General features: G+C 30.4%; 11 protein-coding genes. All 11 read left to right on the top strand.

The window, feature by feature from the left end:
• The first annotated feature begins 1 nt into the window (after position 1).
• The 11 genes from AC1EUU_RS05570 to asnB all read left to right on the top strand — a co-directional run bounded on the left by AC1EUU_RS05570 (position 2) and on the right by asnB (position 13,586).
• Positions 2-880, top strand: a complete 879-nt coding sequence (locus tag AC1EUU_RS05570; protein ID WP_480200393.1) for a methionyl-tRNA formyltransferase — start codon at positions 2-4, stop codon at positions 878-880.
• Positions 864-1,910: a pseudaminic acid synthase gene (gene pseI / locus AC1EUU_RS05565; RefSeq protein WP_480200392.1), complete on the top strand. Its 1,047-nt coding sequence runs from the start codon at positions 864-866 to the stop codon at positions 1,908-1,910. Before AC1EUU_RS05570 ends, pseI begins: the two co-directional genes overlap by 17 nt.
• 18 nt (positions 1,911-1,928) lie before the next feature.
• Positions 1,929-3,575: a hypothetical protein gene (locus AC1EUU_RS05560; protein ID WP_480200391.1), complete on the top strand. Its 1,647-nt coding sequence runs from the start codon at positions 1,929-1,931 to the stop codon at positions 3,573-3,575.
• A 27-nt stretch (positions 3,576-3,602) separates the two neighbouring features.
• Positions 3,603-4,559, top strand: a complete 957-nt coding sequence (locus AC1EUU_RS05555; protein ID WP_480200390.1) for a sulfotransferase family protein — start codon at positions 3,603-3,605, stop codon at positions 4,557-4,559.
• 82 nt (positions 4,560-4,641) lie between these two features.
• On the top strand, positions 4,642-5,067 hold the full coding sequence (locus AC1EUU_RS05550; RefSeq protein WP_480200389.1) for a DapH/DapD/GlmU-related protein: 426 nt from the start codon (positions 4,642-4,644) through the stop codon (positions 5,065-5,067).
• A complete protein-coding gene (locus AC1EUU_RS05545) occupies positions 5,064-6,854 on the top strand; it encodes an ABC transporter ATP-binding protein (protein WP_480200388.1) in 1,791 nt (596 codons plus the stop codon). Before AC1EUU_RS05550 ends, AC1EUU_RS05545 begins: the two co-directional genes overlap by 4 nt.
• Positions 6,855-6,864: 10 nt before the next feature.
• Positions 6,865-8,103, top strand: coding sequence for a glycosyltransferase family protein (locus AC1EUU_RS05540; protein ID WP_480200387.1), 1,239 nt, complete (start codon positions 6,865-6,867; stop codon positions 8,101-8,103).
• On the top strand, positions 8,100-9,122 hold the full coding sequence (locus tag AC1EUU_RS05535) for a glycosyltransferase family 2 protein (RefSeq protein WP_480200386.1): 1,023 nt from the start codon (positions 8,100-8,102) through the stop codon (positions 9,120-9,122). Before AC1EUU_RS05540 ends, AC1EUU_RS05535 begins: the two co-directional genes overlap by 4 nt.
• A gap of 14 nt (positions 9,123-9,136) precedes the next feature.
• Positions 9,137-10,585 carry an MBOAT family O-acyltransferase gene (locus tag AC1EUU_RS05530; protein ID WP_480200385.1) on the top strand — a complete coding sequence of 483 codons (1,449 nt, stop codon included), beginning with the start codon at positions 9,137-9,139 and terminating at the stop codon, positions 10,583-10,585.
• Between the two features lie 11 nt (positions 10,586-10,596).
• Positions 10,597-11,493, top strand: a complete 897-nt coding sequence (locus AC1EUU_RS05525) for a hypothetical protein (RefSeq protein ID WP_480200384.1) — start codon at positions 10,597-10,599, stop codon at positions 11,491-11,493.
• A gap of 80 nt (positions 11,494-11,573) precedes the next feature.
• Complete coding sequence (asnB, locus tag AC1EUU_RS05520; protein ID WP_480200383.1) at positions 11,574-13,586, top strand: asparagine synthase (glutamine-hydrolyzing); 2,013 nt, start codon at positions 11,574-11,576, stop codon at positions 13,584-13,586.
• Positions 13,587-13,592 lie beyond the last annotated feature (6 nt).

Genomic DNA, 13,592 nt, shown 5'->3' with positions numbered 1-13,592 from the left:
TATGTTGCGTTTAGGTGTGCTTTGTTGTGGTGGTTTGGGATTTTCTTCGTTAGAGCATTTAGTTGAAAATTATGATATCAGATTTGTATTAACAGATCGAAAATCAGATTTAATCATAAAACTTTCTAAAGACAGAAACATCCCCATTTTCATAGGAAACCCAAGAGAAGGAAAAGGTTATGAGTTTATTGAGCTTATTGAAGTTGATATAATTGCTTCAATAAATTATTTGTATTTAATTGAAAAAGACATAATTGAACACCCAAAGATAACGGCATTTAATATTCATGGATCGCTATTGCCAAAATATCGCGGACGTACACCACATGTTTGGGCAATTATAAATGGAGAACGAGAAACAGGAATTACGGCGCATCTTATTGATTCAGATTGCGATACAGGTGATATTATTCATCAGATAGGTGTAAAAATTGAATCAGATGATACTGGCGCTAATATTTTGAAGAAGTATGCTAAGTTATATATTCCACTAATAGACAGGGTTTTAGTAGCAATTAAAAATGATGGTTTAAAAACTACGAAACAGAATGATTCATTAGCAACCTATTTCGGTAAAAGAACGCCAGAAGATGGAGAAATAAATTGGAACTGGAATAAAGAGAATATAAGAAATTGGGTACGGGCACAAGCTAACCCTTATCCAGGCGCTTTCACCTTCTTGGATAATAAAAAGGTAATTGTCGATAAGGTTTCGACGAAGTTAAACAATGACTTTTCCGTAAAAAATGGAGTAATAGTACAAGTTAGACCTAAAGTTATAGTTAAAGTTGAAGATGGTTTGGTTATTTTAGAAGAAATACGAGGTAAAAATCATAAATTTAGTATTGGAAAAAGATTTACAAATGAAGATAGGAAATAAGAAAATAGGAGGGGAAAACCCATGCTTTATTATTGCTGAGTTATCAGCTAATCATAACGGTAACTTAGATGTTGCTATTCAAACTATACGTGCTGCTAAAGAGGCAGGTGCTGATGCTATAAAGTTACAAACTTACACCCCAGACACTTTAACAATTGATTGTGACAATGAGCATTTTCGAATTGATGGTGGCACACTTTGGGATGGGAAAACATTATATGAATTATATCAAGAAGCATATACGCCTTGGGAGTGGCATGAAAAATTGTTTGAAGTTGCTAAAGAAGAAGGGTTAATTTGTTTTTCTTCTCCTTTTGACAAAACTGCTGTAGATTTATTGGAAAAATTTAATGTTCCTGCTTACAAGATTGCCTCATTTGAAATTCAAGATATTCCTTTAATTGAATATGTAGCTTCCAAAGGCAAACCAATTATTATATCTACAGGAATTGCTGAAATGAAAGATATAGAATTAGCCATTAGTACATGTAAAAAAGTAGGGAATAATGATATAGTACTACTAAAGTGCACTTCTGCATATCCTGCTCCTTTAGAACTAGCAAATTTAAACACAATACCTGACATAAAAGAAAGGTATAATGTAGAGGTTGGATTTAGTGACCACACATACGGTTCATTGGCACCAACTGTTGCTATTGCTTTGGGAGCGAAAGTTGTTGAAAAACATTTTATCTTAGATAAATCTATTGGCGGACCCGATGCAGATTTTTCTTTAAACCTTGAGGAATTTTCAGAAATGGTAGATAAAATCCGTGATACTGAAAAATTACTTGGAATAGTATCGTATAATTTATCAGAAAAAGTTAAGAATAATAGAAAATTTGCACGTTCTTTATTTGTTTGCGAAAATGTAAAAGATGGCGATTTAATTACAGAAAAAAATGTGCGTTCAATACGTCCGGGTTATGGATTGCATCCAAAATTTTATGACGAAATCTTAGGGAAAAAATTTATACGAGATGTTGAAAAAGGAACACCGTTAAAATTTGAATTTATGGATACTAACTAGTATTAGAGTGAACATTAGATGACTTTATATATTAAAAATAGTAATACATTTTATTTTGAAGTATTGTTAAATGATAGCAGCTTCTTCGAAAGCACAAGTTTTGATCAAAAAACGCTTCTACTGGAAAATGCCTTAGAAAATCTTGAAAATGATATGAGTAACTTATCATTACCGGTCAGAGATAATAAATATTACAATTTTTTTTGGGAGTTTACTTATGACATACACAGAGATGATGGGATAAAAGACACTGTGGCCGATTATTATTTGGTAGAAATAATTAATTATGCAATAAATAAATTTGAAGTTAAAAAGGTCATTATTGAGTTTCCATTGCGAAAACCTGTTATAAAGAAAATCTCAGAAGTATTATCTGTCCATTTGAAGGTGTCTTATAAGCATTATTTAAAAGAAAACATTAGATTTCGATTTGGAGCTTTAAAGTACCTGAAGAATTATTTTATTCATTTATTAAGACATAAGACTGACGAACGAGTAGTAGAGCATAAGGGGAAAGTATTTTTTTTTACCAAAGACACATTTTCTTTATCTAGGTTTAAGGAATTTCCCAGAATTATTAGTGATTTTAAAGAAGTTTATTTATTAAATCTTTCGTTGACAAAAACAAAAAAATATTCTGATGATAGTTTATCTTTTATAAAAAGTTATACGTTTAAATCTCTTCTTACAAACTTTGTTAAAGCATTAAAACTCTTCAGTTTTATACAGTCTTCAATAAGAAAATACGAGAGCCCAACAATTTATTCAATGAATTTAAAGAGACAAAGCTTTTTACAAACATATTATTTATTGGTAAGATATGAAGCTCTAAATAGATTGTTCCTTTTGTATAAGCCGGAATATTTTGTTGTAGCAACAACTGTCGGAGATCCTATTAAAAGAATGGCTTTATATGTGGCTAAAATGAACGGGATTAAAACAATCGTTTTTAGTTGTAGATCAGTGCTAAGTTACTTAAGGTCTGAAGATAGAGTAATTAACCTTGATTTTGATAACGATAATAAATTTTTTACTGATTATTTTATATCGCTAGATAAAATTAGTGATAAACATTTGTTGAACTCAGGAATTCGTAACAATAGTTTATTTAGCTATGAAGTCACTAACTACATGGGAGAAGGAGAAATAGTAAATTATAAAGATGGACTACTTCTACTGTTTGCACATAAAGAATATAATGAGCAGTTAATTGATTTAATAGAATCATTGAACATTGAAAATCTTAAATTTGAAAATATTTACCTTAGAGAACACCCTTCGGTTAAAGTCTCCAGAGAAGAATTATTCAGATTAAAAAAAATAAATAGTAAGTTAATTTCTTTGACAAACCTACCATGGGAGAAAATTTCTTTCCAGAATGTAATAGCAGTTACATCTAATAGTACATCTGGTATAGATGCTAGTTCAAGAGGGGCATCTATTGTTTGGCTTCCTTTTTTAACCGAACATAGTACACAGTTTAAACCAATGATGAATGCCATTGGTAAAACTTGCTATTCTAATAAAGAATTCAATGGGTTTATTAATGAAATTACCTCTAATAAGGTTAGAGAAGCGTTTAATTGTAACTGTAGAGAGGAGTATAAAAAGAACATATTTAAGGAAAATAATCTAAATAAGTTGATTAAGGAAATTGCTAAATAGCTATCATCTAAACGTTTTTGAAAAAGTATGAGAGAAATTACTAATAAGAAAGAAAATCCTTCGCCAATATTCGTTGTTGGTATGGCACGTTCAGGAACCACACTTTTACGTGTAATTTTAAATAGTCATCCTAATATTGCAATTCCTAGAGAAACAACTTTTTTTTATTTAGTCAATGATTATATTAAAGCTAATAATGTGTCTTCTTTTTCAGAAGATGAAATGAAGAAATTTTGGAATTGGTATGCATCAAAAAGAAAGTTCACTTATCTAGGACTCGAAAGAGAAAGAGTTGAGAATAATTTTAAAAACTTTAACAATGAAATGCACTTTAAAAATATTTTGGATTCTGTAATGCTGACAAATCTGGAGAAAAACGGTAAGAAGCGTTGGGGGGAGAAAACACCGGGACATGAAGAGTATTTAGATAGGATTTTTGAATTATATCCAAATGCAAAAGTTATATATATTATAAGAGACCCACGTTCAGTATATGCTTCTTTAATTAATGTGCCTTGGAACGATCAATTTGTTTCGATAATTATCAAGAGATGGAACAAGAGTATAGCAAAATATAAAGAATACATGCATGATGAACGATTGACTTTGGTTACATATGAAGACTTGGTAACCGATACTAAGAAAATTACTAAAGATATATGCGAATTTATTGGTGAAGATTTTACCGAAGCGATGATTCATAATCGAATAGATGATTTACCAGATAAAAATGATGATAGTTGGACGACCGTTTATGAAAAAAATGTAATTAATAAAAGAATAGATGGCAGTAGTTTGACTAAATGGAAAAAGCAATTATCGAAATTCGAAATTTCAGCAATAGAGACATATTCAGACCAAACAATATTTAATGAATTTTACAAAAAAGAAGGAAAAGTATTTAATTTATTTGATGAAATAAAATACTCCACTCTAAAAGTGAATTACTATTTAAACAGAAAGGTTTTAAGACATGTTAAGTAATTACAGATATAAAAATTGGAATAACAATATACCGTCTAATATTATAGAATATTTTTTTTCTCCAACATCTAATAGTCTAAGAATGGTAAATTTTATATTCCAGAAAATTTTTAGAATAAATGGAGAAATAAAGTTTATGGTACATTATACATCTAAAGTCAATGGCAATGTAATTTTTGGAAAAGATGTAGCGAGATATTTTGCCAACTCAGGAGGATGCTATTTTTCAGCTATAAATGGTATTGAAATTGGCGACGGGACTATTTTTGCTCCTGGAGTAAAGGTTATTTCTGCAAATCATAATATAAAAGATTTTAATAGGCATGAAAAGCATGAGCCCATAAGAATTGGAAATGATTGTTGGTTGGGCGCAAACTCTGTGATCTTACCAGGTGTTCAACTCGGAAATAGAGTGATTGTAGCTGCTGGTGCAGTTGTGAATAAGTCTTTTGGTGATAACGTTATTATAGGAGGTGTACCAGCTAAAATTCTTAAAAAGACAATATGATTAAAACTATTATTAAAAAATATTTTAACAATTTTAGTTTCTTCTACAGTCATTTGGGATATCGAATGTTTGTTTCTTTGGGGCTTTCTATTGCCGTTGGAGTTTTAGATGGATTAGGAATAGCAATGTTTTTACCTTTATTGCAGATGGTTTCTGAAGAAGGCCTTTCTAATCCTGAAAATTTAGGCTATATGGCTTTTTTAATAAGGCTTTATGAATCCGTGGGGATAAATCTTAATCTTGCCGTTGTTCTAGCTACTATGGTTTTATTCTTTATATTGAAGGGAATAGCCACTTATACTAAAGCAGTTTACAACGTAAAGTTATTAGAATTGTTTAGCCGAATGCTTAGAATTAGAACTTTGAAGGGGTTAAATGGGATAGATTTTAAAACTTTTGTGGTATCCGATATGGGAAGAATTCAGAATTCGATGACCGGTGAAATTGATCGTGTAGTAAGAGCTCAAATGACCTATTTTGGTGCAATGCAACAGAGTGTAATGGTCTTAGTATACGCGGTGTTTGCTTTTATGACCGATTATCGTTTTGCTGTTATGGTAATTATAGGAGGTTTAGTTATTAATTTTTTATATCAATTAATATATAGACGGACTAAGAAGGCATCAAGAGAGCTATCATATTATTATGATGTCTATGAAGGAAAAATTATACAACATGTCAAAAATTTTAAATACATAAAAGCTACTGGTTTATTAAACTATTTTGGAGATAGATTACGGAAAACCATTTTGGATATTCAGGCCAGCAGAGTTAAAATTGGGATGCTATCTTCTTTTATGTCAGCCACACGTGAGCCAATATTAGTAATTATTGTAGCCATTGTTATTTTTATGCAAACAACTTATCTAGGAGGCGAACTTAGTACTATCCTATTAAGCTTGCTTTTCTTCTATAGAGCACTTACATCAGTTACTCTTTTACAGAATAATTGGAATCAGTTTCTAGGTGTCCATGGTTCTGTAGAAAGCATTAAAGAATTTTTCAGTTTGCTTAAAAAAAATAAAGAGCCTAATGGAAATGAAAAAATGACCCATGTTGAAAATAGTCTTGAGTTAAAAAACATATCTTTTAAATATGGTAATACTCAAATCATAAAGAACTTAAACTTGAGTATAAATTGTAATGAAAGTGTTGCTTTTGTAGGAGAGAGTGGTAGTGGTAAAACAACTTTAGTGAATATTCTCGCAGGTTTATTGCCAACTAATAATGGAAGATTCCTTGTTGATGGTAAATCAATAACAGATATTGATAAAGAAAGTTTTCAACAACGAATAGGATATATCACCCAGGAACCGGTAGTGTTTGATGATACCATTTATAATAATATCACACTATGGTCTGAAGAGAACGATGAAAACTTAGAGCGCTTTAATAATGCTATTAAGAAAGCTTCGTTGATACGGTTTTTATCAGAATTGGAGCATGGTAAAGAGACTAAACTAGGCCATGGAGGAATTAATCTTAGCGGTGGGCAAAGACAACGACTTTCGATTGCTCGTGAACTTTATAAGGATATAGATGTATTGATAATGGATGAAGCTACTTCTGCTCTTGATTCTGAAACCGAAAGATCTATTCAAGAAAACATCGAAGCACTTCAGGGAGAATATACATTGCTAATTGTTGCACATAGACTCTCCACAATCCGCAACGTTGATCAAGTTGTGTTTATGGATAAGGGTGAGATTATTGCTAAGGATAGTTTTGATAAATTAACAGAAACACTACCAAAGTTTAGAAAAATGGTAGCCCTTCAAGAACTTTAATCTATACGACGTGCGTAAAATACTAATTATTTGTGATGTTTACCCTCCAAGTTTTGCTCCTCGTATGGGGTATTTAGTGAAATACATTAAAGTTATCGGGTGGGAGGCAGATATAGTTACTCGCGGTCATGATAATGATTTTAGTTTTAAATCTCTTGTTGGTAGCGAACGAATTATAAGAATAAAAGAAGCAAATAATAAATTAAAAACTAATAAGGATAAAATTATTCGATTAATCAATAAAAAGAAATCTCATATTCGGAAAAGTAAATCTTTTTCACAAGAGATTTTAGATAACCTAAATTGTAATAATTACGACTTGATAATATGTTCGACGGCGCATAGAACGTTTATTTTAGATGTTGCGAATCAGATAGCGAATGCTTGGAAAAAACCTTGGATAGCAGATATAAGAGATTTATATGAGCAAAAACCAAAATCAAGAATAAGGAAGAAAAGAATTAAAGAATACATAATTGATAGAATCGATAAAGAATATTTAAGGTTTAAGTTAAAAGAACGTAACAAAAATCTTAAAAATGCCGATGCCGTGGTAACTATAAGTCCTTGGCATTTAAATAAGATAAAAAAGTATAATAATAATTCTCATTTGATTTATAATGGTTTTTCTCCTGATTTCTTTTTTCCAAGACCTATTAAAAAGCAAAATGAATTTAAAATTACATATACAGGATTAATTGTCTCTATAGCTTACCGAGACCCAACATTATTATTTTTAGCAGTTAAAAAGTTAAAAGAAAATAACCTAATTGATCACCGATTTCGTATACAGTTTTATACACCCAAAAAAAAGAGAACTCCGGTAACCGAGAATGCAGCTTATAAAGAGGTAAGTGATTGTGTAGATTTTTTTGATTATGTAGATACTTCCGATGTTCCGCAAGTTTTAGCGAATTCGGCAATATTACTTTTGTTAACGAATGTTTATAAAGATGATGGACCTAAGGGTATTATGACAACTAAATACTTTGAATATTTGGCAATGGAAAGGCCTATTTTATGTGTTAGAAGTGATGAAAATTTATTAGAGGACTCAATTACAGAATCTAAAGCAGGAATCGCGGCAAGAAATGTTGAACAGGTATATGATTTTTTGTTGGAAAAATGGAGGGAATGGAAAGAAAAAGGATATACAAACGTATCAGTAAACAGAGAGTATACCAAGCAATTTTCTAGAAAACTCCAAGCCCAACAGTTCGTTAATTTATTTAATGAAGTAATTGAATGAAAAAAATAAGCTTTATACTTCCGGTTTACAATGTAGAGCCCTATCTTAAAAAATGTATTAAAAGTTTATGCGATAAAGATATGCCCTATGAAGAATACGAAATAATTGTGGTAAATGACGGTTCTCCGGACAATTCAGAAAGGTTAGTACGGGATTTACAAACAAGAATTCCAAATATTCATTTGATTAATCAGAAAAACTCTGGAGTATCGGTAGCTCGTAATAAAGGTATCATTAACGCCACTGGCGAATATATTGTATTTGTAGACCCCGATGACTATGTGAATCCAAACTTGTTGAAAAGATTATATGATAGGGCGAAAAAAGATGATTTAGATATCTTGTTATGTGGTCGAACAATTGTTAAAGCTAACGGTGAAATTTTTCATAAAGTAGGCTATGATAGACAAGAAAAATTTATTTTTGATGGTGTAGAAGCGTTTTACGAAAAGGATAAACCATTTAACGTTTTTGATAGTTGTTGGGGAAGACTCTATAGAAGAGAATTAATAATAAACCAAAAAATTTATTTCCCTAAAAATGTAATACATTTGGAAGATGGAGTGTTTATTCGGAAGATATTTACTGTTGCTAAAAGAGTTGGTTTTGAAAACTGCGATTTTTATCAATCTTTTGAAAGAATAGGGTCAGCCACTAGGTCAAATGTAGGCGTTTCTAAAAAAGCAGCAAAAGGGGACATCATTTCATCAAAAGATTTATTGTACTTTAAAGAATCTCGAAAACTTAACTTATCACAATTAAAACTTATAAATACTGGAATTGTTAAATATACTTTACTACCATTAATGCGAGCTTTAAGGACCAAAGATTTGAAATTACTAATAAGCTATAATAAAAAGTTAATTGATGAGGGTTTAAAACCGTTGGAAGTTAAATATATTGATAAGGGCATATATTTAACCTTAGCAAAAGCTTACAATAGATCACTATGGGCGTTTGTTATTAGATACTTGTTTAAAAAGCGACTACAAAAATTTAAATCAAACAATCTTCAATAAAATTATTACTTTAAGTGCTTTTTAATTCAATAGAGTTTGCGATATTCTTACCAATAGTTTTTATACTATACTGGTTTGTTGTTAACAAAAGTCTAAGACTACAAAACCTTTTAATTGTAGCAGCGAGCTACCTATTTTATGGATGGTGGGATTGGAGATTTTTGTCATTAATTTTGTTTAGCACAGTTGTAGATTTTTTGGTTGGATTGAATTTATCCAAACAGAATAATCATAGGAATAGGCTGATTTTTTTATGGATTAGTATAATAGTGAATCTTGGCTTTTTAGGCTTCTTTAAATATTATAATTTCTTTTTAGAGAATTTTGTAAACGCTTTTAGTTTTTTTGGATATAGCATTAATCCACAAGGATTGAATATTGTTTTACCAGTAGGAATTAGTTTTTACACTTTTCAAACTTTGAGCTATACAATTGATGTATATAAAAGAAAATTGGAGCCAGTAAAAGATTTTGTAGCTTTTTCAGCTTTTGTTAGTTTTTTTCCTCAGCTTGTTGCGGGTCCTATTGAAAGAGCTACAAATTTACTGCCTCAATTTAATAAAAAGAGAATTTTTGATAATGGAGCCGCAATCAATGGATTACGACAAATTCTGTGGGGATTATTTAAGAAAGTTGTTATTGCAGATAATGCAGCTGAGTATGCAAACCTAATTTTTAACAATTCTGAAGATTACTCAGGAAGCACATTAATATTAGGAGCTCTATTTTTTGCATTTCAAATATATGGAGACTTTTCTGGGTATTCTGATATTGCAATTGGTACATCAAGACTTTTCGGGTTTAATTTGATGAAGAATTTTGCTTTTCCATATTTTTCAAGAGATATCGCGGAATTCTGGAGACGTTGGCATATTTCTCTTTCAACCTGGTTTAGAGATTATCTATATATTCCTCTTGGCGGAAGTAAAGGAGGAGTAAAGCTAAAAATAAGAAACACACTAATAATATTTATTGTTAGTGGATTTTGGCATGGAGCAAACTGGACATTTATTGTTTGGGGAGCGCTTAATGCTATTTATTTTATACCGTTATTACTACTAAAAAAGAATAGAGTTAATAAAGATATAGTAGCAAAAGATAAAAATATACCTACATTTAGAGATTTTGTTAATATTTTTATAACCTTTGGATTGACCACTTTTGCTTGGATTTTTTTTAGAGCAGAAAATATTAACCACGCCATAAATTATATTATCAAAATATTCTCACCTTCATTTTTTTCATTACCATATTTTGAAAATGGTACTGAAGCTATTCCAGTAATTTTGTTAATTCTTATTTTTTTAATGATTGAATGGTTTGGTAGAGAGGGAGAGTTTGCGATTGATAAAATAGGATATAAATGGAAACGAGTGTATAGGTGGAGTTTATATTATGCAATAATATTTGCTATTTTTTGGTTTACTGGTAAACCTCAAGAGTTTATATATTTTCAATTTTAAGTAGTAAAATTTTGAAAGCATTCATTGTAAAATTATTATATTTCTTTTTAATACCAATTACACTTTTTAGTTTAATATTGTTAGGGAATTATACTATTTATAAACGAGAAGTTGATTCAGCTTTAGAAGAAATCTCTCAATACGAATGTGTAATTATGGGAGATTCTCAAATGCAAAGGTTAAAACCAACTTACTTTGATTGTAATACTTATAATTTTGCAAGTAGTGGAGAACATTTTTATTTTACTTATCACAAAATAAAAAAGCTTATGAGCTATAAAAACAGGAAAGTAGATAAGATTGTTTTAGGTGTTTCTTTACCTAATTTTTCCCCGGCCTACAATAGATTGTTTGATTTGAGCTTTTCTGAAGGGCAGGGTAGTTTAAAGAGATATTTTTATTTTACAGACTCTTTTAGTTCAAATTTTTTGAAATTAAAAAACATAACTGAAAAAAATACGGTAGTGCATTATATTAAAGGTATTTTTAATAAACCTGATTGGGGGGGGCTTTATATCTCAAATGAGAAAGACCCAGATTCTTTGTTAATAAATAAGGTCTTCAATATACACTATAAAGTGAAGGAAAATGAAAAATTAATTAGTACAACTCAAATAGAATATTTGAAAAAGATAGAGCAAATATGCAGGGAGAATAACATAAATTTGTACGTTGTCACCTGCCCAATTCATAAATCATATAAAGAGAAGGTTGATAGTATTTATTATAATACTTTGAGTAATACGCTTATGAAAATTGAGGGGATTAGGTATATTAATTATCTCTATAATGATGTTGATCCTAAGTTGTTCTCTGATCCGGTTCACTTAAATTCAGAGGGAGCAGATTTATTTTCTAAAATGATAAGTGATTCAATAAATATAAAATTAAATGGTATTGGTAATTAGTAAATCGTAGTTAAGATTTAAAAAGTTTTGCCGTTTATTTAAATAATAAATAATTTAATGAATGATAATTTTTTAGGCTTATGTGTGGTATAAGTGGAGTTTTGGGTTACAACAGAGTAGACGTCTTATCTTTTGTTAAAATGAATCAAATTATTCAACATCGAGGACCAGATGATGAGGGGTTTGTTTTTTTCGATAAAGCCTTAAACTCTGTAATATATGGAAGCGAGGATACTGATAAGGAAGCATGGCAAAGCCAGTATAATTATAAACCTAAAAAACGAATAGAAGAAAAAAGATTTGGAAATTATAAAATAGCGTTTGGACATCGTAGGTTATCTATCCTAGACCTTTCTCCCGCTGGACATATGCCGATGTGTGACAAGACGGAAGAATTGTGGATTACATATAACGGAGAAGTTTATAATTATATTGAAATTCGTGAAGAGCTAAAAAAATTAGGCCATAATTTTTTTACTACTACCGATACCGAAGTTATCCTTGCTGCTTATAAAGAATGGGGAGTACGATGCCTAAATCGTTTTATGGGCATGTTTGCTTTTGCAATTTTAGACGGAAAAAAGAATGAACTATTTTTGGCGCGCGACCGCTTTGGGATAAAGCCACTATATTATTGGACTTCAAAGTCTGGAGATTTTTATTTTGGTAGTGAAATAAAACAATTTACCGTTGCCAAAGATTGGAATCCAACACTTAACCATCAAAGAGCATTTGATTATATCTATAATTCAAAGACCGATCATACTAATGAAACCATGTTTAAGAATGTGTATCAGTTGAGTCCTGGGCATGCAATATTAATGAGTATAAATATTGGACCAACAGAGGAGACGAACAAAATAAATTCTTTTAAATGGTATAACCCTAAAATTGAAAAATTTAAGGGCACTTTTAATGAGGCTAAACGTATTTTTAAAACTAAGTTTTTTGAATCCGTTGAAATGCATTTAAGGGCAGATGTAAAAGTTGGGTGTACTTTAAGTGGTGGACTTGATTCTTCCTCTATTACTTGTGTTGTAAACGAATTGCTTGATCAACAAGGGATGACCAAAATTCAAAATACTTTTTCTGCAATTGATGGTGACTCAAAATATTCTGAAAAGAAATGGATTGATGAAGTACTTAAGCAAAGAAAAATAAAATCACATTTCATAACCCCGAGCCCTGAAGAAGTACTTTTTGATATTGATAATATTATTTTCCAGATGGATGAACCGATAGGTTCATTGAGCCCTTACTTAGCTTTTTTGGTTGATAGAAATGCAAGAGAAAATGGAATAACCGTTCTATTAAACGGACAGGGAGCGGATGAATATTTAGGAGGATATGGAGCTTTTAGAAAACTACAAAAACAGAAGGCTTTAGATTCGCTTAATATTTATAACGTTAAAAAAGAATTTACTTGTTCAACTAAGAAGGCCGCAAGTTTGGTAATAAGATCTTCATTAAGAATACTATATTCTTCTCTATTTCCTAAAAAATATAGAAAGTCATTCAATAATCCCTTAGATTCCAAAAGATGGTTTTTTTGCCTTGATTACAAAGTCTTATTGGTTAATACTAACAATGGAATTTTAAAAAAGATTCCATCTAAAATAAAGAGTTATAAAACTATTTCTAAAAGTCAGTTGACCAAGTCTCCATTGCCAATGTTTTTAAGATGGGAAGATAGAAATTCAATGGCTCATTCTTTAGAGGCTAGGGTTCCTTTTCTTGATCACCGTGTAGTTGAATTTTGCCATGGTTTGCCAGTTGAGTATATTGATATTCCAAATAAAACAAAGCGGATATTGTTAGAAGCAATGCTTGATATAATACCGGAGAAAATTTATGAACGTAAAGATAAAATGGGGTATGTTGCTCCAGAAGAAAGATGGGTTAAAGAAGAATATACAGAGAGGTTTAGAGAATTATTGAAACAGAGTATTAATTATTCAAAAGGAATTATAAAAAATGATGCTTTGGTATATTATGATGAAATTGTTTCTGGAAAAGAAAAGTTTAATTATTCTTACTGGAGATTAATTATGTTTGGACATTGGATGAAAGTATTTGAAGTTAGTATTGATTAATTATAA

This window comes from Maritimimonas sp. 2205BS37-2 (assembly GCF_056591755.1).
Note: the sequence above shows the minus strand (reverse complement) of the source record. Positions and strands in the feature narration are given on the sequence as shown.